Annotated in this window: 26 protein-coding genes; 12 read left to right on the top strand and 14 right to left on the bottom strand. The window is 72.3% G+C overall.

What is annotated here, in order from left to right; genetic code table 11:
* Positions 1-21 precede the first annotated feature (21 nt).
* The 3 genes from ACZ37P_RS25140 to ACZ37P_RS25130 form a co-directional block, all read right to left on the bottom strand.
* Positions 22-1,065 (bottom strand): NAD-dependent epimerase/dehydratase family protein, encoded by a 1,044-nt coding sequence (locus tag ACZ37P_RS25140; protein ID WP_391161974.1) that lies wholly within the window; start codon positions 1,063-1,065, stop codon positions 22-24.
* A 165-nt stretch (positions 1,066-1,230) separates the two neighbouring features.
* On the bottom strand, positions 1,231-1,956 hold the full coding sequence (locus ACZ37P_RS25135) for a lysophospholipid acyltransferase family protein (RefSeq protein WP_355341148.1): 726 nt from the start codon (positions 1,954-1,956) through the stop codon (positions 1,231-1,233).
* 159 nt (positions 1,957-2,115) lie between these two features.
* Positions 2,116-3,603, bottom strand: coding sequence for an MFS transporter (locus tag ACZ37P_RS25130; protein ID WP_467348704.1), 1,488 nt, complete (start codon positions 3,601-3,603; stop codon positions 2,116-2,118).
* Positions 3,604-3,721: 118 nt separating this feature from the next.
* On the opposite strand from ACZ37P_RS25130, the gene ACZ37P_RS25125 reads away from it, so the two are divergent.
* Complete coding sequence (locus ACZ37P_RS25125) at positions 3,722-4,438, top strand: TetR/AcrR family transcriptional regulator (protein ID WP_467348703.1); 717 nt, start codon at positions 3,722-3,724, stop codon at positions 4,436-4,438.
* A gap of 127 nt (positions 4,439-4,565) precedes the next feature.
* On the opposite strand, the gene ACZ37P_RS25120 is transcribed toward ACZ37P_RS25125, so the two are convergent.
* From ACZ37P_RS25120 to ACZ37P_RS25090, 7 genes are all read right to left on the bottom strand, one after another.
* Entirely contained in the window at positions 4,566-4,727 is a 162-nt protein-coding gene (locus tag ACZ37P_RS25120) for a hypothetical protein (protein ID WP_355341139.1), read from the bottom strand.
* A gap of 136 nt (positions 4,728-4,863) precedes the next feature.
* Positions 4,864-5,916 carry a hypothetical protein gene (locus ACZ37P_RS25115; protein WP_467348702.1) on the bottom strand — a complete coding sequence of 351 codons (1,053 nt, stop codon included), beginning with the start codon at positions 5,914-5,916 and terminating at the stop codon, positions 4,864-4,866.
* A gap of 16 nt (positions 5,917-5,932) precedes the next feature.
* Positions 5,933-6,889, bottom strand: coding sequence for a cytochrome c oxidase assembly protein (locus ACZ37P_RS25110; protein WP_391045115.1), 957 nt, complete (start codon positions 6,887-6,889; stop codon positions 5,933-5,935).
* 170 nt (positions 6,890-7,059) lie between these two features.
* Positions 7,060-8,085, bottom strand: a complete 1,026-nt coding sequence (locus ACZ37P_RS25105) for a 6-phosphofructokinase (protein WP_188282470.1) — start codon at positions 8,083-8,085, stop codon at positions 7,060-7,062.
* Positions 8,086-8,333: 248 nt separating this feature from the next.
* On the bottom strand, positions 8,334-9,062 hold the full coding sequence (locus ACZ37P_RS25100) for a type 1 glutamine amidotransferase (protein WP_188282469.1): 729 nt from the start codon (positions 9,060-9,062) through the stop codon (positions 8,334-8,336).
* A 60-nt stretch (positions 9,063-9,122) separates the two neighbouring features.
* Positions 9,123-10,361 carry a MurT ligase domain-containing protein gene (locus tag ACZ37P_RS25095; protein ID WP_355341129.1) on the bottom strand — a complete coding sequence of 413 codons (1,239 nt, stop codon included), beginning with the start codon at positions 10,359-10,361 and terminating at the stop codon, positions 9,123-9,125.
* A 253-nt stretch (positions 10,362-10,614) separates the two neighbouring features.
* Complete coding sequence (locus tag ACZ37P_RS25090; RefSeq protein WP_467348701.1) at positions 10,615-11,259, bottom strand: TetR/AcrR family transcriptional regulator; 645 nt, start codon at positions 11,257-11,259, stop codon at positions 10,615-10,617.
* A 149-nt stretch (positions 11,260-11,408) separates the two neighbouring features.
* On the opposite strand from ACZ37P_RS25090, the gene ACZ37P_RS25085 reads away from it, so the two are divergent.
* The gene (locus ACZ37P_RS25085; protein ID WP_355341126.1) at positions 11,409-12,641 is read left to right on the top strand and encodes an acyl-CoA dehydrogenase family protein; all 1,233 of its coding nucleotides are present in this window, start codon (positions 11,409-11,411) and stop codon (positions 12,639-12,641) included.
* A gap of 142 nt (positions 12,642-12,783) precedes the next feature.
* Positions 12,784-13,608, top strand: a complete 825-nt coding sequence (locus ACZ37P_RS25080; RefSeq protein ID WP_355341123.1) for a hypothetical protein — start codon at positions 12,784-12,786, stop codon at positions 13,606-13,608.
* A gap of 29 nt (positions 13,609-13,637) precedes the next feature.
* Here the strand turns inward: ACZ37P_RS25080 and ACZ37P_RS25075 are convergent, their stop codons facing one another.
* Positions 13,638-13,805, bottom strand: coding sequence for a hypothetical protein (locus tag ACZ37P_RS25075; protein WP_355341375.1), 168 nt, complete (start codon positions 13,803-13,805; stop codon positions 13,638-13,640).
* A gap of 183 nt (positions 13,806-13,988) precedes the next feature.
* Here ACZ37P_RS25075 and ACZ37P_RS25070 point away from each other — a divergent pair, with 183 nt between their 5' ends.
* The gene (locus ACZ37P_RS25070; protein ID WP_262928374.1) at positions 13,989-14,117 is read left to right on the top strand and encodes a hypothetical protein; all 129 of its coding nucleotides are present in this window, start codon (positions 13,989-13,991) and stop codon (positions 14,115-14,117) included.
* 94 nt (positions 14,118-14,211) lie between these two features.
* A complete protein-coding gene (locus tag ACZ37P_RS25065; RefSeq protein ID WP_355341119.1) occupies positions 14,212-14,862 on the top strand; it encodes a winged helix-turn-helix domain-containing protein in 651 nt (216 codons plus the stop codon).
* Here ACZ37P_RS25065 and ACZ37P_RS25060 read toward each other — a convergent pair.
* Positions 14,846-15,310 carry a universal stress protein gene (locus ACZ37P_RS25060; protein ID WP_355341116.1) on the bottom strand — a complete coding sequence of 155 codons (465 nt, stop codon included), beginning with the start codon at positions 15,308-15,310 and terminating at the stop codon, positions 14,846-14,848. The two genes, ACZ37P_RS25065 and ACZ37P_RS25060, sit on opposite strands and share 17 nt — an antisense overlap.
* A 229-nt stretch (positions 15,311-15,539) precedes the next feature.
* Between ACZ37P_RS25060 and ACZ37P_RS25055 the strand changes: the two genes are divergently transcribed.
* On the top strand, positions 15,540-16,082 hold the full coding sequence (locus tag ACZ37P_RS25055) for an SRPBCC family protein (RefSeq protein ID WP_355341113.1): 543 nt from the start codon (positions 15,540-15,542) through the stop codon (positions 16,080-16,082).
* Positions 16,083-16,291: 209 nt separating this feature from the next.
* Complete coding sequence (locus tag ACZ37P_RS25050) at positions 16,292-16,852, top strand: GNAT family N-acetyltransferase (protein ID WP_391045105.1); 561 nt, start codon at positions 16,292-16,294, stop codon at positions 16,850-16,852.
* A 34-nt stretch (positions 16,853-16,886) separates the two neighbouring features.
* Here ACZ37P_RS25050 and ACZ37P_RS25045 read toward each other — a convergent pair whose 3' ends face one another.
* Entirely contained in the window at positions 16,887-17,189 is a 303-nt protein-coding gene (locus tag ACZ37P_RS25045; protein WP_355341107.1) for a hypothetical protein, read from the bottom strand.
* A 100-nt stretch (positions 17,190-17,289) separates the two neighbouring features.
* Here ACZ37P_RS25045 and ACZ37P_RS25040 point away from each other — a divergent pair, with 100 nt between their 5' ends.
* From ACZ37P_RS25040 to ACZ37P_RS25025, 4 genes are all read left to right on the top strand, one after another.
* On the top strand, positions 17,290-18,012 hold the full coding sequence (locus ACZ37P_RS25040; protein ID WP_355341357.1) for a L,D-transpeptidase family protein: 723 nt from the start codon (positions 17,290-17,292) through the stop codon (positions 18,010-18,012).
* Between the two features lie 83 nt (positions 18,013-18,095).
* Positions 18,096-19,244 (top strand): hypothetical protein, encoded by a 1,149-nt coding sequence (locus ACZ37P_RS25035; RefSeq protein ID WP_355341104.1) that lies wholly within the window; start codon positions 18,096-18,098, stop codon positions 19,242-19,244.
* Positions 19,245-19,636: 392 nt separating this feature from the next.
* Complete coding sequence (locus ACZ37P_RS25030; protein WP_355341101.1) at positions 19,637-20,275, top strand: flavin reductase family protein; 639 nt, start codon at positions 19,637-19,639, stop codon at positions 20,273-20,275.
* Between the two features lie 156 nt (positions 20,276-20,431).
* Positions 20,432-20,932 carry a cupin domain-containing protein gene (locus tag ACZ37P_RS25025; protein WP_355341098.1) on the top strand — a complete coding sequence of 167 codons (501 nt, stop codon included), beginning with the start codon at positions 20,432-20,434 and terminating at the stop codon, positions 20,930-20,932.
* Between the two features lie 122 nt (positions 20,933-21,054).
* Here the strand turns inward: ACZ37P_RS25025 and sigJ are convergent, their stop codons facing one another.
* Positions 21,055-22,134 (bottom strand): RNA polymerase sigma factor SigJ, encoded by a 1,080-nt coding sequence (gene sigJ, locus ACZ37P_RS25020; RefSeq protein ID WP_467348697.1) that lies wholly within the window; start codon positions 22,132-22,134, stop codon positions 21,055-21,057.
* Positions 22,135-22,465: 331 nt separating this feature from the next.
* Between sigJ and ACZ37P_RS25015 the strand changes: the two genes are divergently transcribed.
* The gene (locus tag ACZ37P_RS25015) at positions 22,466-23,098 is read left to right on the top strand and encodes a hemerythrin domain-containing protein (RefSeq protein ID WP_355341092.1); all 633 of its coding nucleotides are present in this window, start codon (positions 22,466-22,468) and stop codon (positions 23,096-23,098) included.
* Positions 23,099-23,241 lie beyond the last annotated feature (143 nt).

Here is a 23,241-nt window from a genome sequence, read left to right as displayed (position 1 = left end):
CGCCGCGGTGCCGACCGGGCGTCACGCCCCGCGCCCGGCCAGCCAGCGGTCCTCGGCCGCGTAGTCGAACCAGTCGCCGTGCTCCGACAGCCGCGCGGGCAGCGGGAACACCTCGCGCCAGTCCGCCTTGTCCAGCTCCGCCGCCAGCCAGGCCACCGTCCCCGGCAGCGACTCCTCGTACGAGGTGACCGCGCGGTAGCCCAGTTCGCGCTCGGCCGCCGACATGTCCAGCACCATCGGGTACGGCATGCCCCACGGAGTGTCGCCCACGGTCGGCTCCGGCGGCGGCCCGTCCACCAGCACGGTCTCGCTGGTCACACCGAGCGCGCGGTCCACCGCGGCGGAGATCTCCGCGACGGTCGGCACCCGCGGATCACCCGCGTTGAGCGCGCGGGAGCCCGGCTTCGCCGCCGCCAGCCGGACCAGCTCGGCGATGTTCGACGCGTGCACCGGATGGAACCGGCTCCTGCCCCCGTACGCCAGCACCCGCACCGGACGGCCGTCCAGCGCGCGTTTGACGAAGTAGATCTCACGCGGCAGCGGACTGTGCGGGCCGTGGATCGCCCCGGCGCGCAGCAGCGTCGACGGCAACCGCTCGCCCGCCTCCAGCAGTGTCCGCTCCAACTCGACCTTGCGGGTGCCGTACGTCGAGGGGCCCGGCGCGACCGTCGCGCAGGTCTCCGGGAGCGGCACCGGGAAGCGCGGGGAGCCGTCCGGCTCGGCCTGCGTGTCGAAATTGCGGCCCGCCTCGTCCTCGTACACCGCCGCGCTGGAGATCACCACCGCGGAACCGATCCGGTCGGACAGCGACAGCAACTGCCGCGCGTCGGCGCCGTCGTAGGCCACACAGTCCAGCAGGACGTCGCAGCCGTCGCCGAGCGCCGCGGCCAGCGCGGCGCTGTCCGAGCGGTCGACCCGGACCGTACGCACGCCCGGCGGCCACCCCTCGTCCGAGCCGCCGCCGCGCGAGGCGGCCGTCACCTGCCAGCCGTCCGCGGCCAGGGCGCGTACGGCCTGCCGCCCGATCTGTCCAGAAGCGCCGATCACGAACGCGGTTCCCGTCATGGTGAGGACGCTATGCGGGCGGGCACCGCGCGGACCAGAGGGGTTCGCCCTGCGCGGATTCGCCCTCGGCGCAACCCCGGCAGCGCGAGAAGGAGACCCGGCAACGCGTGGCGGGGTCCCGGCAGGGCGCGGCGCAATCCCGGCGGGGCGGGAACAGGCCCCGGATCAGGACGACTTGCGGCGCAGCCGCCCCCCGGTGCCGCCCTGCGCGAGCGCCGCCTGCTCGGCCTTCACCTCGCCCGCGTACCGGTCCACGTACTCCTGCCCGGACATCGCCATGATCGCGTACATGATCTCGTCGGTCACCGACCGCACCACGTACCGCTCTTCCTCCATGCCGAAGAAGCGGCTGAAGTCCAGCGGCTCGCCGAAGCGGATGGTGACCCGGCCGATCCGCGGGAACTTCCGTCCGGGCGGCTGGAGTTCGAAGGTGCCGAGCACCGCGCAGGGGATCACGGGGGCCTGGGCGCGCAGCGCCATCAACGCGACACCGGTCCTGCCGCGGTACAGCCGCCCGTCGTGCGAGCGGGTGCCCTCCGGGTAGATGCCCAGCAGCTCGTCGCGCTCCAGGACCTCGATCGCCGCGGTGACGGCCGCCTGCGACGCCTTGCCGCCCGACCGGTCGACCGGGATCTGTCCGACGCTGCGGAAGAACGCCGCCGTCAGCCGCCCCTTCAGACCGGGACCGGTGAAGTACTCGGCCTTGGCCAGGAAGGTGATGCGGCGCGGCAGGATCGCGGGCATCACGAAATGGTCGGTGAACGACAGGTGATTGCCCGCGATGATCGCCCGGCCGCTCTCGGGGATGTTCTCCATCCCCTCGATCCGGGGCCGGAACATCAGCCGCAACAGCGGCCCGAGGACCACGTACTTGAGCAGTCGGTAGAACACGGTGGCTGCCTCCCCTGACCCGTCCCGGTGCGCCCGGAGAGCGGTGCCCCGATCCTCGGTGCCCCGGCAGAGTAGTGCCCGCGCCCCCGCCGCGCGAGCCCGGAGCACGCCCGCGACCCGCGCCTTTGCCCGGCCCGGGGCGTACGCACGGTTCTCCGGTCAGTGTCCGGCCGGACCCGACTCCTCGCCCTGCCCGGCGTGTTGGGCCGCGCGCGGCATCAGGAAGGCCACCAGGAAGGCGGCGGCGAGCCCGCCCGCCGCCATCAGCAAGGTGGCCACGGCCGCCGCGCCCATGCCGTGTCCGGTCCGGGCGAAGAAGGCCGTGCCCAGGACGGCGACGCCGATCGAACCGCCGAGCTGCTGCACCGCGTTGAGCACCCCGGAGGCGGAGCCGGTCTCCTGGTCGGACACACCCGCCAGCGCGATGTCGAAGAACGGCGCCATCACCACACCGAGTCCCGCGCCGCTGACCAGCAGGGACGGTACGAGCTGCCAGCTCGTCACGGAGTCGCCCGCCAGGCGCACGGTCAGCGCCACCGCGCCCACGGACAGCGCGGTGAGCAGCAGTCCGCCCTGTACGGCACGGCGGCCGTAGCGCGGGCCGAGCCGCATGCCGGACAGCGTCGCGCCGACGGCGGAGCCGAACGCCCAGGGGATCATCGTCGCGCCCGCGTGCAGGGCGCTGAAGCCGAGCCCGTACTGGAGGTAGAGGGTGACCACCAGCATCAGGCCGGTCAGCGCGGCGAAGAAGACCAGGCCGACGGCGAGGGAGCCGGTGTAGCCGCGGTGCCGGAACAGCCCCGGCTCGATCAGCGGCGAGCCGCCGCGGGCCCGTACCGACTTCTGGTAGCGCGCGAAGAGGACGAGGACCGGTACGGACGCCGCCATGCAGAGGTGACTCCACAGCGGCCAGCCCAGGTCGCGGCCCTGCACCAGCGGATAGACCAGCAGCAGAACGGCGACGCTGAGGATGCCGACACCCGGCACGTCGAGCCGGGGCGGCCGTGGGGCGCGGCTCTCCGGCAGTACGCGCGGGGCGGCGGCGAAGGCGACGAGCGCGATCGGCACATTGATCAGGAAGATCGCCCGCCAGCCGGTGCCGAAGAGATCGGCGTCGGTCAGGAAACCGCCGAGCACCGGACCGGCGACCGCCGCCAGACCCATCACCGGCCCGAACACGCCGAAGGCGGCGCCCATTTCGGCCGGCGGAAAGACCTCCCTGATCAGGCCGAGGCCCTGCGGCACCATCATCGCGGCGAACGCGCCCTGCGCCGCCCGCATGCCGATCAGCATGTCCGCGGAGCCCGAGCAGGCGCACAGCAGCGAGCAGACCGCGAAACCCGCCACCCCGATCAGGAACATCCGGCGGCGGCCGACGATGTCACCGAGCCGCGCCCCGGTGATCATCAGGACGGCGAAGGCGAGGGTGTACGCGGCGGCGATCCACTGGATACGGGTGGAGCTGCCGCCGAAGTCCGCCTGGATCGAGGGCGAGGCCACGCCGACGATCGTGGCGTCCAGCAGGTCCATCACCTCCACGGCCAGGACCACGGCGAGGGCGAGCCAGCGCAGCCGCGCACCGCCGGCCGGGGCCGCGTCCGGCTCCGACGCGCGATCCGGGTCCTCGGTGAGGGTCGATGCGGTCACGGTGATTCCTCCGGGCGGTGGCGGGACGGCGTGCTGTGAAAGAACACTGTTCTACTTACGAACACTGTTCGCGTCAAGTACGATGTTCGCAGCCGCTGTCCCTGGAGGTTCCACCGCCGTGACCGAGATCCCCGCCCCGCCCTGGGGGCCGACCCGCAAGCGCGCGCCGCGCCGCGTCCTCAGCCAGGACGGGATCATCGCGGCGGCCCTGCGGATCGTCGACACCGAGGGCATCGACGCGATGAGCATGCGCCGGGTCGCCCAGGAGCTGGGCACGGGAGCGGCCTCCCTCTACGCGCACGTCGCCGGGCGGGACGAGTTGATCGCCCTGGTCCTCGACCGGGTCAGGGCCGAGATCCACTGCCCGGTCCCCGACCCCGAGCGGTGGCAGGAGCAGGTGAAGGACGTGATGCGGCAGGCCCGCGCGGCGCTGGCCGCGCACGGCGACCTGGCCCGGCTCTCGATCGAGATCGGCGTGCCCACCGGCGAGAACGCGATGCGCACGGCCGAGGGCGTGCTCGCCATCCTCGCCGCGGGGCGACTGCCCGTGCAGGTCTGCGCCTACGGGGTCGACGCGCTCGCGCTGTACGTCACCGCCGCCGCGGCCGAGGAGGCCGCCCTCGCCTTCCGCACCGGCGTCACGAGGGCGGGCAAGGACGACTTCCTCGCCCAGGTCCGCGACTACTACAAGAGCCTGCCCAGCGGGCAGTTCCCCGTCATCACCGGCATGGTCGACGAGCTGATGCGGGACGTCGGCGACGAGCGCTTCGAATTCGGCCTCGACCTGCTGGTCTCCGGCCTCGCCCGGCACGCGGTCCCGGCGGCGGGGGAGTAGGCCACTCGCCCAGATCCGGCCGCCCGCCCGTATCCGGCAGCCCGCCCAGATCCGTATCAGGCCGGTCGGCCGCCCGCCCGGCCCGGGGCTCGCTCAGCCGGCCCGCTCTTTCAGCGCGCCCGAGCCCTCAGTGCGGCTCCCGGATCGCCGCCGCCCCCGCCGTGCACAGGCCCAGCACCACCCAGCCGAACCACAGCCAGCCGTTCGACCCCAGTGCCACGGTGTAGGCGACCACCGCGACCAGAAACGCCACCGTGGTCAACGCCATCGCTTTCACGGAACCCGGCATCGCACGCCTCCCTTCCGCAGGCGCGTGCGCGCACCCGCCGACGAGGCGGAAGCCGTATCGCGGCCCTTCCTTCATGGTGACCCCACGGGCACCCCGCGCGCCACCACGCCTCTCGGCCCGCCGCGCGCCAGGCCGTTCACCACTCCCCGTCGGTCACCCGGCCCGGATCGTCGCCCAGGTGCTCGACCTGCTCCGGCTTCGGCGGCGCCCACGGCTGCTCGTCGTCGCCCAGCCAGTCACCGACCGGCCTGACCCCGGTCAACGGCTCGGTGGCGGCCAGATCCTCGCCGTCCGCGTCGTAGTAGTCGAACCACGGCAGCCCCGCCGCGTTGTACGCCGCCCGGTCCACCGGGGACGCGGGCGCCGGTTCGCCGGTGATCTCCCGCCACTGCGGGGCCGTCGCCAGATGGACGAAGACCCGGCCGGACGGCTTCTTCCGCCAGTCCTGCGCGGGCCGCTCATCGCGGTACACCTCCTGGCGCATTCGGCCGCCCGCGCCGAGCCCCATCGCGGGCGCCGACCTGGCCGCCATCGGTGCGGGCGGCGGCACGTGACCCGCGCCAGGGGCCATCGACGGGAGCGCGGGTCCGCCGTACCCCCCGGCCGCCTGCGCCGACACACCCCACGGCCCGTTCGTCGTCACCGTCCTGCGGCTCTGCTCGGCGCGCCAGCGCGCCAGCGGCTCCTCGCGCAGCTCGAACACCTGGAGCTGCACCCCGCCCCAGACCTCCTCGCCGGAGACCTGCCCCTCCACGGTCGCCCCGAGCCCCAGGGGCACGGCCACGAACTGCCGGATCGTGCCGGGGCCGGAGTTGATGCCGTCCAGCCACGGCTGCCGGGGCAGCACCACGTAATTCTGCGGGTCGCGCGACAGCCGGTCGCTCCACGGCCGGCCCGACACCGCGCACACCTTCCCGACACCGACCTGGAGGGCGGCGGGCGCGGCCGAGGAGAAGCTGAGCCACATCGCCTCGCGCTGATACACCGGCAGCAGCACCCCGCCGTGCGCGCGCCACCGCTCCGGAGTCCGCCCGGCGAAGTCGCCCACGCGGCGCAGCGGGAAGGAGCCCAGGCCGGGCGGCAGCGGGTGCGTGCCCTTCTCGGGCAGCCGCAGCGTCCGCATGAAGCGGACCGTCACCCCGCCGGGCAGCTCCAGCGCCGCCCCCGAGATCCGTACCTGTTCGCCCATCCCGGGCCCCCCTCCGTCAGCCGCGACCGCGCGCCTCCAACGATGCCAAATACGCGTTGTACGCGACGAGTTCCGCGTCACCGTCGCGGTCCGCGGCCCGGTCGCCGCGCCGTGCCTGCCGCTGCTCGGAGGTGTACCACTGGAAGAGCAGCGCCACCAGCACGACGACCGACGGGATCTCGCTGAACGCCCAGGCGATGCCGCCCGCCGCCGTCTGGTCGCCGAGCGCGTCGATGCCCAGCGAGGCGGGCGGGTGCTCGAAGGTGGTCAGCATCGGCTCGCTGGCCATCATGACCGCGATGCCGAAGAACGCGTGGAAGGGCATCCCCGCGAACAGCTCCAGCATCCGCATCACATAACCGGGCCGGTGCGGCCCCGGGTCGACGCCCATGATCGGCCAGAAGAACAGCAGACCCACCAGCAGGAAGTGCACCATCATCGCGATGTGCCCGGTCCTGGTGTGCATCAGCGTGTCGAAGATCGGCGAGAAGTACAGCCCGTACAGGCTCGCGATGAACAGCGGGAGCGTGAAGGCCGGGTGCGTGATGATCCGCAGATACCGGCTGTGCAGCAGCTTCACCAGCAGCTCGCGCGGTCCGGTGCGGCCGCGCTCGGCGGCGGGCAGCGCCCGCAGCGTCAGCGTCACCGGGGCGCCCAGCAGGATCAGGATCGGCGAGAGCATGCTCAGCACCATGTGCTGCACCATGTGCACGCTGAACATGACCATGCCGTAGTCGTTGAGCTTGGTGCACATCACCAGAGCGACCGTCAGCACCCCTGTGACGAACGCCACGGTACGGCCGGGCGACCACGAGTCGCCGCGCCGCCGCAGCCGCAGCACACCCCAGCCGTAGAGGACCAGCGCCACCAGGCAGCCGATGAGGAAGAACGGATCGCCGCCGCTGAACGACAGCCCCCGGCCGAGGGTGAACGGCGGCAAGTCCATGTGCATGCCGTGTCCGCCGTGGTCCATCCGTCACTCTCCTGTCGCGCCGGGCCGCGTGCTGCCGGTCCGGCCCGTGCTCCGATTCGACCCTTGTGCCCGCTCCAGAGTAGAACCGCCCCCGGACGCCGATTCGGCCGGGGGCGGGGAGCGCCGACGCACGTGGTCGGAGCACGTCATGAAGCGTCAGGACACGCCACTCACAGCACGCACTCGGCCTCGACGTACCGCTCGGCGGGCACCGTCTTCAGGTGCTCGACGGCCTCCCCGAGCGGGACCAGCGTGATGTCGGTGCCGCGCAGCGCCGTCATCATGCCGAACCGGCCCTTGTGGACGGCCTCCACGGCGTGCCAGCCGAAGCGGGTGGCGAGAACGCGGTCGTACGCGGTGGGCGTGCCGCCGCGCTGGACGTGCCCGAGGATGACCGGCCTGGCCTCCTTGCCCAGCCGCTCCTCCAGCTCGACCGAGAGCTGGTTGGCGACGCCGCTGAACCGCTCGTGGCCGTAGATGTCGGTCGCGCCCGACGTGAAGTCCATGGTGCCCTCGCGCGGCTTGGCGCCCTCGGAGACCACCACGATCGCGAACTTCTTGCCCGCCTCGAAGCGCTGGCCGACGACCCGCGCCAGCTCCGACACGTCGAACGGCCGCTCCGGCACCAGGATCGCGTGCGCGCCCGCCGCCATCCCGGAGTGCAGCGCGATCCACCCGGTGTGCCGCCCCATGACCTCCACGATCAGCACCCGCTGGTGCGACTCGGCGGTGGTCTTGAGCCGGTCCAGGGCCTCGGTGGCCACCATCACGGCGGTGTCGAAGCCGAAGGTCACGTCCGTGGACGCGATGTCGTTGTCGATGGTCTTGGGCACACCGACGATGGGCAGGCCCGCGTCCGACAGCAGCCGGGCCGCCTTGAGGGTGCCCTCACCGCCGATCGGGATGATCGCGTCCAGGCCCAGGTCGGCCACGTGGCCCCTGGCCTGTTCGACCCCGCCGCGCAGGTGGGCGGGCTGGACCCGCGAGGAGCCGAGGATCGTGCCGCCGCGCGCGAGGATGCCGCTCACGGCATCGAGGTCCAGCTTGCGGTAGTCGCACTCGAGCAGGCCCTTCCACCCGTCGTGGAAGCCGATGACCTCGTCACTGTGGTCCACCACGGCGCGGTGCACCACGGACCGGATGACGGCGTTCAGCCCGGGGCAGTCGCCGCCGCTGGTCAGCACACCAATACGCATTGCTCTCGTTACTCCCGCAACTCGACCGGACGGCCGGACCCCGTCGTCCGGATGGATCGCAGCCAGCTTACCGAGAGCGGCTGTCACGCCTCCACGGCGACCGAACTGCGGACACCTGACGATTACTCAAACTCCGGGGAACGCCTGCGCAGCGTGACGGACCCACCTCGGACCCCCGCCGACGCACGACGCCCGCGCCCTCCTGCGAGGACACGGGCGCGGTACGGGTCAGGCGGGTCGGAACGGTGTCACGCGGGCTGTACGGCCGCCGCGATCCGCTCGGCGCGCAGCGCCTCGAACCACTGGTCGTCGACCGGCGGCAGCGCGTTGACGTCCAACGCGAGCTTGATCAGCAGGTCGGCGATCTGCGGATTGCGGGCCATCACCGGACCGTGCATGTACGTGCCGAAGACCGTGTCGTTGAAGGCGCCCTCGGTGCCGTCCCCCGTGCCGTTGCCCTTGCCCATCCGCAGCCGGGCCAGCGGCCTGGCCTGCGGGCCGACATGGGTGACGCCCTGGTGGTTCTCGAAGCCGGTCAGCGGCGGCAGATTGAGGTGGGGGTCGATGTCGGCCAGGACGTCGCCGACGCACCGCTCGCCCTCGCCGCGCACGCTCACCACGTCGAGCAGGCCGAGGCCCGGCTCGGGGCGGCCCAGGTCGTTGACGAACTCGTGGCCGAGGATCTGGTAGCCCGCGCAGACCGAGAAGACGATCGCGCCGTTGGCGACCGCCCGGTTCAGGCCGCCGTCGCGGCGCAGCCGCTCCGCGGCCAGCCGCTGCGGGCGGTCCTCGCCGCCGCCGATCAGATAGATGTCACCGGACGTCGGCACCGGCTGGTCGGAGCGGACGTCGACCCGGGTGACCGGCACCCGGCGCTGCTGGGCGCGCCGCTCCACGACCAGCGCGTTGCCCTGGTCGCCGTAGGTGCTCAGCAGGTCGGGGTAGACCCACACCAGGCGGAGGCTGGACTCACTCATGCGTGCTTCTCCTTGTCCGTCGTCAGCAACGTGACGCGATGTGACGCGACGTGGTCGCGGTCAGTTGCCGACCCGGCGGCGCAGGTCCTGGAAGGCGGTGTAGTTGGCGATGGCCTCGATCCGGCCGGGCGGCGCGGAGCGCACCGCCTCGTCGAGGTTGGCGCAGACCCGGAACTGGAGCCCGGCGACCTCCAGGCGGACCGCGAGGTCCAGCTTGCGGTCGCCGATCACCATGATCGGGTGTCCGGCCAGCCGGGTGTAGTCCACGTCCCACAGCCAGGAGGTGTCGGTGCCGTCGGCGCCGCGCGCGTTGACCGACAGGATCACCGGGGTGGGCGGGCCGTCGATCAGCGAGAAGGTCTCCAGCCAGCCGGCCGGGTTCTTCGCCAGCAGCAGCCGCAGCTCGCGCTGCTGGAAGCTCACCACGTCGTAGCGGCCCGCGACCGCCTGCACCGCGTACATCCGCTCCAGCGCGACCTTGGGGTCGATGCCGAAGGCCGCGGCGGCGGCGGCCGAGACCGCCGCGTTCGACTTGTTGGCGCGGCCCGGGAGCTGGAGGTGGATCGGCCAGGCGGAGCCGTGCGGGTCGATCACGTGGTCGCCGGACAGCGCCCAGGTCGGGGTGGGGCGGCGGAAGCCGCACTCGGCGCAGAACCAGTCCTCCGACGGGCGTTGCAGGACGCCGCCGCAGGACGGGCACGACCAGGCGTCGTCCTTCCACTCCTGGCCCGCCGCGACCCACACCACGGTCGGGCTGGAGGAGGCGGCCCAGGTGATCAGCGGGTCGTCGGCGTTGGCGATGATGATCGCCTCGACGCCTGCCAGGCCCTCGCGCCACTTCTCGGCCAGCATGCGGGTCTCGGCCGCGCGGTCGAGCTGGTCGCGGGAGAGGTTGAGCAGCGCGATGGCCTTGGGGGCGACGTCGCGGGCGACGCCCGCCAGGTACTTCTCGTCGACCTCGATCACGCCGAAGCGCGCCTCGGAGCCGCCCGCCAGCGCGGAGGTGATCCCCGCGGGCATGTTCGCGCCGAGCGCGTTGGAGACGACGGGGCCGCCCGCGCGCAGCGCCTCGGCCAGCAGCCGGGTGGTGGTGGTCTTGCCGTTGGTCGCCGACACCAGGATCACGTCGAGGTGCCGGGCGAGCCTGGCCAGCAGGTCGGGGTCGAATCTCAGCGCCACCTTGCCGCCGATCACCGAGCCGCTGCCACGGCCTGCCGCACGCGACACGCCCGCCGCCACCTTGCCCGCCGTCACGGCCAGTTTCGCCCGCGGCGACAGCGGCTCCGAGTTGCCTGCCATCGTCTCTCTTCCTCCTCGACTGCGACCGGCCCCGCTGCCCCGTGGCGGCTGGTTGTACGCCTCCGAGCGCCACTTGGGCGGCCGACAAGGTTCGGTCCCGGCTCAGCCTATCGACTCCGGGCCCCCGGACCGCACCGCGCCGCCCCGGTCGGACCGTGCGCCGAACTCCACGCGCACCGGGGGCATCCGCGCCACCGGCGCTGTCTGTGGGGACGGGTGCGGCCCGCCCGCGGTTCCTGATCCGCCGACCGCGTCACAGCCCCGGGCTGCCCGCCCGGTCGCCGGCCGCCGCGAGGCGGCCCCACAGCAGGTCGGCCAGGTGCCTGACCAGCAGGTCGCGGGAGAACGGCCGCTCGCCGAGCCACCAGTCGCCCGCCGCGTACATCATGCCGACGATGCCGTGTCCCCAGGCGCGGGCGAGCTGCTCCGAGTCGGGGCCGAGGTCGAGGCGTTCGGCGATCACCTCGGCCAGGTCCTCGCCCATGCGGCGCAGCAGCGGTACGGAGTGCCGTCCGGCGTCCAGTCCCTTGTCGCCGTCGGCGGGCACTTCGGCCGGGTGCATCAGGAAGCGGTAGACCTGCGGGTGGGCCTCGATGGCGGACAGATACGCGTGCAAGGTGGCCTCGACGCGGTCCCTGCGGTCGCCGGGGGAGTCCAGCGCGGCCCGCAGGGTGGCCAGCAACGCGTCGGTGTGCCGCTTGGCCAGCGCCCGGTACAGGCCGCTCTTGTCGCCGAAGTGCCGGTAGAGGATCGGCTTGGTGATGCCCGCCTCGGCGGCGATGGCGTTCATGGACGCCTCGGGCCCGTCCCGCAGGACGACGCGGTCGGCCGCTTCGAGCAGCTCCGCCCGGCGCCGCTCCGTGGCCGTCCGCTGGTCCTGCCGCTGGCCGGTGTCCACCCGCGCCTCCCCAATTGTTCGATTGCTGGTGGTCAGCGCAACGTAACACCCCGCCAGCCGCCCCCCGCGCGCGGCGGAATGAGTTGACATGGCCTACCGGTCGGTAACAGACTGCTGTTACCGCTAGTAACTGGCACGTGGAGGGGAAGATGGGCGACTTCACGCTCGAACTCAATGACGACCAGCAGTCCGTGCGCGACTGGATCCACGGCTTCGCCGCCGACGTGATGCGCCCGGCCGCCGCCGAATGGGACGAGCGCGAGGAGACCCCGTGGCCCATCATCCAGGAGGCCGCCAAGATCGGACTGTACTCGCTGGACTTCTACGCCCAGCAGTTCTTCGACCCCACGGGCCTGGGCATCCCGCTCACCATGGAAGAGCTGTTCTGGGGTGACGCGGGCATCGCCCTGTCCATCGTCGGCACCGGACTCGCCGCCGTCGGCGTCCTCGCCAACGGCACCGAGGAGCAGATCGGCACCTGGGTCCCGCAGATGTACGGCGACGCCGACGACGTCAAGCTCGCCGCCTTCTGCTCCTCCGAGCCCGACGCGGGCTCCGACGTCTCCGCGATGCGCACCCGCGCCGTCTACGACGAGGCCACCGGCGAGTGGGTGCTCAACGGCACCAAGACCTGGGCCACCAACGGCGGTATAGCCAACGTCCACGTCGTCGTCGCCGTGGTCGACCCGGAGCTGGGCACCAAGGGCCACGCCTCCTTCATCGTGCCCCCCGGCACCCCCGGCCTGTCCCAGGGGCAGAAGTTCAAGAAGCACGGCATCCGCGCCTCGCACACCGCCGAGGTCGTCCTGGAGGACGTACGGATTCCCGGCGACTGCCTGCTCGGCGGCAAGGACAAGCTCGACGAGCGGCTGGCACGGGCCCGCGAGCGGGCCAAGTCGGCCCATGGCGGCGAGCGGGTGAAGAACGCGGCGATGGCCACCTTCGAGGCCTCCCGCCCGGCGGTCGGCGCCATGGCCGTGGGCACGGCGCGCGCCGCGTACGAATACGCCCTCGAATACGCCACCGGCCGCGAGCAGTTCGGCCGCCCGATCATCGACAACCAGGGCGTCGCCTTCCAGCTCGCCGACATGCGCACCCAGATCGACGCCGCCCGCCTCCTGGTCTGGCGCGCCTCCTGGATGGCGACGGCGGGTAAGCCCTTCACCTCCGCCGAGGGCTCGATGTCCAAGCTCTTCGCCAGCGAGACCGCCAAGAAGGTCACCGCCCAGGCCATCCAGATCCTCGGCGGCAACGGCTACACCCGCGAGTACCCGGTGGAGCGCATGCACCGCGACAGCGCGATCTACACGATCTTCGAGGGCACCAGCGAGATCCAGCGTCTGGTCATCGCCCGCACGCTGTCCGGGATGCCGCTGCGCTGAGGCGGCGCGACGGCACAGGGCTCAGGGGCGGACGCCGGGGGTGTCCGCCCCTGACGCATGTCCCGGCGGCCACCCCCTCGTTGGGCAGGGTGTACATCATCCGATACGCGCCGATTTCCGGCGCAAGCCCCGGGGAGGGCCGATGGCCGACCCGCAGTGGAAACGACTCATCGAACACGTCATGGCGGTCCCGGAACGCGTCTACGAGCACTGGAGCGGCGCCGACGGCTGGGACAACGACACCGAATTCGGCAAGGAGTACGGAGAGAACCGCGTCTCCTGGTGCGTGATCTTCGACTGGGACATGTACCACGACGTCGGTCTCGACCAGGCCGTCCCGAAGACCGACAACGTGACCGCGTTCAGCACATGGGCCCGACGCAAGGGCGCCTGGTCCGCGTACCCGAGCATCGGCGCCTGGGTGAATCTGGACGGCGGCGGGCACACCGAGATCGTCACCGGCTTCGACGAGCGCTACGTCCACACCAAGGGCGGCAACAGCGTGAAGGCCGGGGCCACCGACCGAGGCCAGGGCAACGGCGTGTGGTCGCACCGTGAACTGCGTCACGCCCAGCGCGTCACCGGCTACTTCGCGCCGCGCTTCCCCGACGGGATCTGCCCGCCGACCGCGGACCCCGCCGACCCGCGCGGCGGCACGGCGGTCGCCTCCTACCGAGTGCGCCCGACCGCCACCACGCACCCGGCGCCCGCGTTCCCCGGCCGTGAGTACTTCGTCCTCGGCGCGGTCAGCGACCACACCCTGCTGCTCCAGACCTGGCTGCAACGCGGCAACTGGGGCCCGCCGTACAAGGTCGGCCCGTCCCGCACCATGACCGCGCTCGACCTGACCAAGGTCAAGGCCCTCCAGCGGCACTACGTCGCCGCGCTCGGCCCGGCGGACGGCGCCGTCGGGCCGCTGACCTGGCTGTACGCCTACGAGGTCGCGTACGGCCTGCGCGCGAGATGACCGCCGCCGTCCGGCGCGGCCCCGCGTGACTAGTCCCCGTCGTTGCGGTATCCGCGCAGCAGGAACCAGGCGAGGAACACCACACCGACCACCGAGACGACGATGATGCTGCGCATCACCGGACCGGGGCCGGGCGAATTCGACATCGCGAACGTCGTGACGTCGTGGAACGCGCCGAGATCCATGTGGGTATGCATGGGGGTACTCCTTATGGTCCGGCTGCCCAGGGTAGACCCGCGCCCCGAGCCGTCCGCGCTCCGGGTCGGCCCGCGCGCCGACCCGGAGCGCGCGCCCAGGTCAGTGGCCGGAATGCGGGCAAAGCGGCACCAGTGTGTCCGGGCGGTCACCGCACGCGCACGTCGTCTGGTTCAATAGGACACATGGCCAGCACTACTGACTCCGGGACAGGTCGCGACGACCTCGAACCCTTCTGGCCGTCCCGGCAGGAGCACCACTTCGACCGCTGGTGTTGCCGCGCGACCCCCGCGCGGACCCGCGTCCTGAGCTGACCCCGCCGCACCGGCCTCCGAGCCGCTGCCCGCAGCCACCGGTCCCCGCGCAATACGGCGTCCTGACGACCCCATCGCGCGAAAGAGCCGAATCATGTCGAACCTGCCGAACGTCCACTCCCTTTCCACGCTGCCCGCCCGACCGGGCGGAGCGCCCTCCTCCGGCGGCGCTCCGGCCGTCAACCGGCAGCGACTGCGCGCCGTACGCCCCGACGAGGTGCCGCCCGCACCGGACTTCCTGCCGCCCGGCGCCACCTGGCTGCCCGCGCCGGGGCATGTGCTGCCCACCATCCCCGGCGGCGCCCCGATGGTCGGTTACCTGGTGCTCGTCCCGGCCGAGCAGGTCCCGACCGCCGTCCCCGCCCCGGCCCCCGAGTTCCGCACCGGCCGGGCGGAGACCTCCGACCCGCTGTCCCAGGTGCCGATCAGCATCGACGACGAGCGCCGCACCGCCGCGGTCGACGGTCGCCAACTCGACCTGACCTACCTGGAGTTCGAACTGCTCGCGCACCTCGTCGCGCACCCGCACCGGGTGCACTCGCGCGACCAGCTCGTGACCACGGTCTGGGGATACGGGCATGTCGGCGACGGCCGCACGGTCGACGTCCACGTCGCCCGGCTGCGCCGCAAGCTCGGCGCGGAGCACCGCGCCAGCATCGTGACGGTGCGCCGGGTCGGCTACAAGTACGCCCCCGCCGCGCCGGTATCGACCGCGGGCGCGACCGCGGCTACGGCACGACCGTGACCGGCCACCGTCCGGCTTTCACGAGCCGGACGGCGACCGAGCCGACGAACCGGTGCCCGGCGCGCTCCGAGGCGCCCACCACGACCGCGTCCGCGGTGAGCTGTTCCGCGGCCGTGGTCAGGCCGTTGTAGGGGTCGCCGCGGAAGGTGTGGAACTCCCACCGCACCGTGAACGTCCCCTGCAACCGCTCGACGGAGTCGCGGATCTCCGCCATGAGCTGCTCGGCGATCCCGGTGTCGACCTCCGACACCGGGACCCCGAGGGCGGCGCCGGTCGGCATGTACGGCTGCACGTAGACCAGGGCGAGCAGCGCGTGCTGCCGCCGCGCGAGCCCCGCCGCGTACGCGGCGGCCCGCCACGACGTGTCGGAGCCGTCCAGTCCGGCGAGGATGACCTTCGGTCCGTCCGTGCCGCGCTCGAAGTGCGCCGGCAGCTTCTGCTCTTCCACGCGCGCCAGGCTATCGGCCTCCGGCCTGCGGTTTCATCCCCCGGCACGCAGCGTTCTCACTCCAATGGGCGCATTGCCACGACATGTGCACCTTTGCGGGGCACGCTGTGCGAGAGGAGTGAAACAGGCGGCGGTACCGCGCCGGAGCCGCGCACCCCACGGGTGCGGTCGGCGTACCCGCGACGGCTCGCCGCCCACGCCGCTACCGGGGAGGTTTGTGATGCCGAGCGTGTCCACGAACGTGTTCGTGTCGAGGCCGACCACGGAGGTCTTCGACTTCCTCGCCGACGCCCGCAATCTCGCCCTGTGGAGCTCGGGGGTGGCCTTCGTCGACTCGGCGCCCGTCCCGCCGGGCGTGGACGCGGAGTACCGCTACCGCTACCCCGGACGGCGCAGACCGCACCGGCTGGTCTGCGCCGCCTTCGAACCGGGCCGCCGGATAGTTTTCCGCGGCCAGCGCATGTGGTGCCCGCTGGGCACCCAGGTGCCCGTGTACGGCTTCGAGCTCGCCCCGCACGCCGACGGCACGCTGGTGCGGCTGTCGGTCACCAGCTCGCTGCGCGCGGCCCTCGTCCTGCTCGCCCCGGTCGTGGCCATGGCCTGGCGCCGTGACCTGCCCGCGGACGCCAGGAAATTCTGCGATCTGCTCGGCGGCTCCCGCGCCCCGGCCGCCCCGCTGCACGCTCCCGTGTCCGCCCCCGCGGTCGCCTCGGCCCCCGAGGACCCGGCGCGGTCCACGTCCGCGCCGAGTGGCTTTGACTTCGCTCATTGAGTGTTAAACTAATAATGTGAAGACGTTCGCACACGTTCTTCACCCTTTACTGCCCCGGCCTGGTCCCCCCGTCCCGGCCGGGGCTCCTCCATGTCCGGACCCGCTGCGGGCCCGCCCCGAACCCGCTTCGGGCTCGTTCCTGCCTGTGTCCGGCCCGCACCGGCCTGCCTCGGGGGTCGACTGTCAGACCCTCGTCGTACGGTGCGGACATGAACGACGCACATGAGCCGCGAATTCGCATCGAGCCCTGGTCGGCGGACGACCTGTGGCTGCTCCGCAGGACGAACACACCCGAGATGACCGAGTACCTCGGCGGACCGGAGACCGAGGAGCAACTGCTCTCCCGGCACCAGCGCTACCAGGACATCGAGAAGACCGGCGGCAGGATGTACCGCGTGGTGCTCGTCCCGGACGGCGAGGTCGCCGGTTCCATCGGCTTCTGGGAACAGACGTGGCGGGGCGGGAAGGTCTACGAGACCGGCTGGGCGATCCTCCCGGAGTTCCAGGGCCGGGGCCTGGCGGCGGACGCCGCCCGCGCGGTGACCGAGGCGGCCAGAGCCGCCGGTGCCCACCGCCACCTGCACGCCTTCCCCAAGGTCAGCCACCCGGCGTCGAACGCCGTCTGCCGCAAGGCCGGATTCACGTTGCTGGGCGAGGCCGACTTCGAGTACCCCAAGGGCAACCCGATCACGTGCCACGACTGGGTGATCGACCTGACGCCGGACGCCCCTGAGGCTGACCCGGCCGGGGCTCCCACGGCGACCGGCTGACGGTCGCAGGGCGTTCGCGGGGCGCCGCGGGCCGTCAGGAACCGGCGGCCCGCAGTTGGGGCACGATCTGCTGCCGTACGTAACCGCGCACGTCCTGGCCGCGCAGGCCGCCACGAATCACCGTCACCGAGTGCGCGGCGGCGGCCTTCCGCAGCCGACGCGCGGCCAGCGGGCCCACACCGCCGCCGATCACCAGCGCCGTCACACCGCCCGCGCCGATCAGGGAGACGGCGTCGCGCGCGCCGGTGACGCCACGCGCGTCGAAACCCTCCTCGCGAAGGACCGTGGTCGCGGAGCTGACAATGCTCTCCATACGGCCGATTACCACAACGGTCATGCTTAGCTGCTGCCCATCCACACCCCGCACACACCCGGCTGGCGCTCATCCGCCACCACCGCACCGAGGAGACCCCGTGCGCCCACTGACCCCGACCACCCTGGTCACCGCCGCAGCCCTCGCCACCACCCTCGCGGTCGGCGGCACCGGCGCCGGTCCCGCTCCCGGCTCGGGTACGGCGCAGCCCCGGCCTGTGGCGAACCTCCCGCAGATCATGAAGGACACCGGCGGCGGCACCCAGCTCATCACCGCGAGCGCCCCCACCCTCGGCTCCACCAGCGGCACCCTTACCTGGTGGGAGAAACAGAGCGGCGGCTGGAAGGCCGTCGGGACCGCGCCCGCCCGCTTCGGCGCCCACGGCCTGGCCGACGGCGCGACCCGCACCCAGAACACCAGCACCACGCCCACCGGCCTCTACGGCCTGCCGCTCGCCTTCGGCAACGCCGCCGCGCCCGCGGGCACCGCCCTGCCGTACCGCGCGGTCACCCCGACCGCCTGGTGGTGCGAGGACACCCAGTCGACCTCCTACAACCGCTGGGTCGACCCGCTGCCGAAGGACTGCCGGGGCACCGAGTCCGAGCGCCTGGCCGACTATCCCGGGCAGTACGCGCACGCCGTCCTGATCGACTTCAACTACGCCAAGCCGGTCAAGGGCCGCGGCGCCGGCATCTTCCTGCACGTCAACGGCAGCGGCGCGACGGCCGGTTGCGTCTCGGTACCCGCCGACGCGATGAGCCGGATCCTCGCGTGGCTGCGGCCCGCGGCGCAGCCGCACATCGCCATCGGCACGGTGGACGGCGGCACGGCATTGACCGGTTACTGACCCCCTGGCGCGCTGTTGGGTGACGCTACCGCCCCGTACCGTAGGGCACAGGCGCAACACCAGTGACGCGAAGGGGAATTGCCGTGTCGTTCGCAGAGGACCGGTCGCAGGCCGTGGAAGACGTCGTCCACGCGTGGACGCACGGCACCGACTGCCTGTTACGCGAGGCCGACGGCGGCTCGGGGGAGACGGTCGGGACGGAGACGGGGCCCAGGATGCTCTCGCACGCGGAAGCCGTGCAGATCGTCCACGCCCAGCTCGTCCTGATCGCCCTCGGAGCCGACCTCGGCCGCCTCCAGACGACCGCGAGGACCTGCTACCGCACCGCGGTCGACACGCGGCTCGAACGGCCGGAGGACGCCCGCGCCTATGCCAGGGCAGCCGATCTGTGCGAGCGCGCCGCCCGGCTGGTGGTCGACGCGGGAGCCGCGGGCGACGACCGGGCCAGGCGCCGCCTGCTCGCCGTCGCCGAGCACGACACCGCCGTGGCGACCGGAGCCGTGGACCCCGAGGTCGCCGACCGCGCCCGCCGCGTCCTGGAGTCCGCGCTCAGCGAGGCCGAGAACAGGGCCGCCCGCGACACCGCGCCCCAGCAGCGCGGCCCGCGCTATCCCGGCCCGACCTACGACGAGACCACCGGACGGCACCGCGTCGGCGTCGGCGCGACCGGCGAGCCCGCCTACTGGCAGCTCAACACCCCCGGCTCCGGCATGGAGAGCGGCCTGATCTGCGGCGCGCCCGGCAGCGGCAAGAGCAGCTTCCTGCTGATGGTGCTCTACGAGGCCGCGCGCCGCGAGGAGTTCACGCTGTGGCTGGCCGACCCCGGCGGGCGGCACGACACCCCGGCGCCGATCGCCGAGGCCGCCGCCCGTACCGCCGCCACCCGCGAGCAGACCGTGGACCTGCTGCGCGACGCGGTGGCGGTGATCGCCGACCGCGCCCGCCACCACGGCCCGGTCCCCGACCCCACCGACACCTGGCAGGGCATCGTGCTCGCCGTCGAGGACTGCCGACTCGTCTTCGCCGACGACCTGGAGGCCACCCGGCTCGCCGAGCGTGTCGTCGCCGTCGGCGGCCGGTTCGGCGTGGCGCTGGTCGTGACCGCGCCCGACGCCGACCTCGCGTCCTTCGGCGGCAGCCTCGCGCTGCGCGCCGGGCTCGCCAGGACCAACTGCTTCCCGCTCGGTCCCGGCGGACGGCAGATGCTCACCGCGCTCGGCCGCGCGGTCTGACGGCCAACCGCCTCCGGCCGGACGTCGGTTGCCGGGCCGTCCTCGGCCGGCCCTCGCCCGCCGACCGCCGGATCTGACACTCCTCTGACACGCGCCTGGCCCTTTCCGGAAGGTCGGGCGGTGCATCTGTGGTTCCTGACCGAGACCTGAAGCCGGGGATCTTGTGACGGACCGGCGGACCGAAGAACCTGGTAGTCAGGATCCGGTGCGGTGTCGGCGAAAGCCCCCGGCGCGGTCCTTTCTCTCGGAATCTCTACGAATCTTCACGATTCTCGCGGATTCTCCCTGATTCTCTTTGGTTCTCTCCGAACGACCATGACGACCGTCCCCTGACGTCCGGGTGCGGCCCCTGAATCGTGTTGTCGGGCTCTGTGGTGTGGGAGGTGTGGACGATGGCAGGTGCGATGTCGTCGAACGCGGTGGCGGCCGGGACCGTCGCCGGAAATACGGTGGCGCCGCCGGAGGAACGGGTGGGCGAACCGGCCCCGTTGAGCAGACTGATGTCACTGCACCAGGCGCACCCGGTGGACGGCCGGTCACTGCGGACGGTGTGCGGGATGTTCGTGACCGGCGTGACGGTGATCACCAGCGGCGAGGACGGCAACGCCGAGGGCACCACGGTGAACTCGTTCACCTCGGTCTCCCTCGACCCGCCGCTGGTGCTGTTCTGCCTGCACAACGAGTCCCGACTGCGGTCCGTCGTGCGGGAGTCGGGGAAATTCGTCGTCAACTTCCTCCAGGGGCAGCAGGAGGGCGTGGCCCGCGCCTTCGCGGGCAAGGGCACCGCGGAGATCCACGACGTGGCCAACCACCCGTCGGTGACGGGCGTTCCGGTGCTCAGCGAGGCGCTGGCGTTCCTGTCCTGCCACCTGGTCGAGGAGTTCGACGGCGGCGACCACACGATCTTCCTCGGCCGCGTGGTCGAGTTGGGTGTGCCCCGGCAGCACCAGGAGCCGCTGGTCTTCTTCCGCGGCTGGCTCGGCGCGCTGGAGGAGGAACTGCGCGGCGTGCACCCCATCATCGACGGCTGACCGCCCCGCCCGTTCCCTGTCTCCTTGGCACGGCGGTGCGTCGCACGGCGGTATTTCGCGGCGCCCCGCGGTCTTCCGCGTGGATCCGAGGTGATCCGCGCTGTTCGTGTTCCTGACGTTTCTGCGAGTTCCCGAATTCGACCGGTGGAGGGTGTGATGGGCGTGGATTCCGGCAAGGTCGTCCGACTGGAGGACGTCGTACCGATCACATACGGCGGAGGCGAGGAGACCCGCTTCCTGCTGCGCGGCTCGGACACCAGCGGCCGTTCCTCGTTCTACGAGGTCCGGATGCCCGCGGGGGAGGGCTCGGTGTGGCATGTGCACCATGACACCGACGAGTCCTTCTACGTCCTCGAGGGCGAATTCGAGGTCAAGGTCGGCGAGGAGATCCACAAGGCGCCCGCCGGGACGATGGTGCACGGCCCGCGCGGCGTGTGGCACTCCTTCTTCAACGTGGGCGAGACCACGGGACTCATGCTCTGCACGATGACGCCCGGCGGCATCGAGCTGTTCTTCGAGGAGCTGAGCGAGGTGCTGACCCGCCCCGAGCGGCCCGACTGGGACACGATCAAGGCGGTCGGCGAGCGGCACGGCATCACCGCCGCCCGGCCGCAGGGCGGACCGCACGGCGGCCCGCCGGTCAGCGCGCCGCAATAATCCGTACCGTCGCGCACCGTCCTCGCGACGGGGGTCGGGAGCCGCCGGGTGACCGGCGCCCTGCGCGCCGTCGGGTGACGGGGGGCGGCCGGTCCGGGGGATTCACCCGGCGGCTCCCGGGCCTAGGGGGTGTCCGCGCGCCGTCCGGCCTCCCGGGGTTGCGCGTCCTCCTGCTCGGGGTCCAGCTCCGGCTCGCGCACCGCGTCCGGCGCGAGCCGCGGCGCGCCCGTCGGCTCACCGCTCTCGTCGAGCCGGACCCGGGAGAGCTTGTCGGGGTTGGTGACCAGGTAGATGTCGGTGATCTGGTCGTTGCTCGGGTTGAGGTCCATGACCATGACCGCGTACGGCGAGTCGCCGGAGAAGACGACGGCCGACGGGTCGCCGTTGACCTGCTGGTAGCGGATGTCCAGCGACTCGGGCAGCCGGCTGGTGGCGTAGCCGTTGAGGAAGCGGGCGACCTTGTCCCGGCCGTTGACCGGCCGGAGCGCGGAGCGGACCTTGCCGCCGCCGTCGGTCCACATCGTCACGTCCGGCGCGAGCAGGCTCATCAGCTCGGCGATATCACCGCCGAGCGCGGCGGCCACGAACCGCTCGGTGACCTGCTGCTGGAGGTGCGGATCGGCCTGGTACCGGGGCCGCCTGGCCTGGACGTGCTCGCGCGCCCGGTGCGCGAGCTGCCGGATCGCGGACGGGCTGCGTCCCAGGATCTCGGCGATCTCCGTGTGCGCGTAGCCGAACACCTCGTGCAGGACGAAGACCGCCCGCTCCAGCGGCGTCAGCGTCTCCAGCACCACGAGCAGCGCCATGGACACCGACTCGGTGCGCAGCGCGGACTCCGCGGCGTCCACGGCCTGCGCGCCCTGCGGGCTGTCGAGGGCGTCGGGCGTACGGGTCAGCAGCGGCTCGGGCAGCCAGGGGCCGATGTACGTCTCGCGGCGACGGCTGATCGTGGCCTGCCGGGCGAGCGCCTGGTTGACCGCGATCCGCACCAGGTACGCGCGCGGGTTGTCGATCTCCTCGGCGTCCGGCTGGCGGACCCGGCGGGCCCAGGCCAGCCAGGTCTCCTGGAGGACGTCCTCGGTGTCGGAGACACTGCCGAGCAGGTTGTAGACCACCGAGAACAGGAGTTCCCGATGGCCGACGAACACCTCGGTCGCGCGGTCACCAGCAGCCGAGGGGAGCTGAGCCGGAGTGTCGGACACGATGTGAGCCTCCCGTGATGCGTTTCACCTATGAGGTACCGCGGACCCGAAAGCGTGACACTCGCGCCGCGAAATGTGACGCGCGTCTCTTTCACCTGCGATATTCCGGCGCGCCCCACCGATCTCCATGAGTGCTGGAATGATCACACGGTGCCACGATGTCACATCGACGGTGGCCCGAAGCTCTTTATCCGCGGGGCCGGACACGGTCTGGCGGTGGCCCGGACGCCGGGCCCGGAGGGGAGCCTCCGGACCGTCGAGGCTCCGAGCGGTCACCCCGATCCCCGGGGGGCCGATAACGACATTCGTACGAAGAAAGTGGTGGGCCGTCGTGGCCGAGTCGAAAGACCCGAACGTGGACATCGATTTCACCGTCATGTATGCGACGCACAAGGCGTTCCGACGCGACCTGCGCCGGCTGGCGACCGCGGTGGCCGCCGGTCAGGCGACGGCGCCGCAGGTGCGCGCGGGGTGGGACAACTTCAATCACCAGCTCCACAACCACCACTCGGTCGAGGACCGGGCGCTGTGGCCGCAGGTGGAGGCCAAGATCGCCGACCGTCCCGACGATCAGCGGCTGATGAAGGAAATGGAAGAGGAGCACGCCGAGCTGGGCCCGCGCATCGAGGCGGTGGACACCGCGATCAAGGGCGGCGGGGGCGACCTGGCCGCGCTGATCGAGGACCTTTACCAGGTGATGGACGGCCACTTCACGCACGAGGAGGAGGCCGCGCTGCCGCTGATCCAGGACGTGCTGTCGCCCGCCGAATGGCGGACCTTCGGGCTCGCCAACGCCAAGAACCTCGGCATCAGCGGCGTCAGCGTCTACATCCCCTGGGTCATCGACGACGCGACGCCGGACGACCAGAAGCGGTTCCTCGGGTCCTTCCCGCCGCCGCTGCGCGTCGTCAACAAGCTGATCTGGCAGCGCGGTTACGCGAAGAAGGAGCTGTTCAAGGTCTGACCGGACCCGGGCACCGACGACCGGGCGCCTGAACGGCCGGAATCGGCGGGCACCGCGCGACCGGGCGCGGTGTCCATGCTCGGGCGCGGTGTCCATGCTCGGGCACTGCGGAAAGGCGTGGCCATGGACAGCACGGCGATCGT

This window comes from Streptomyces sp. NPDC024632 (genome assembly GCF_055559175.1).
This window is presented reverse-complemented; position numbering and strand designations above follow the sequence as displayed.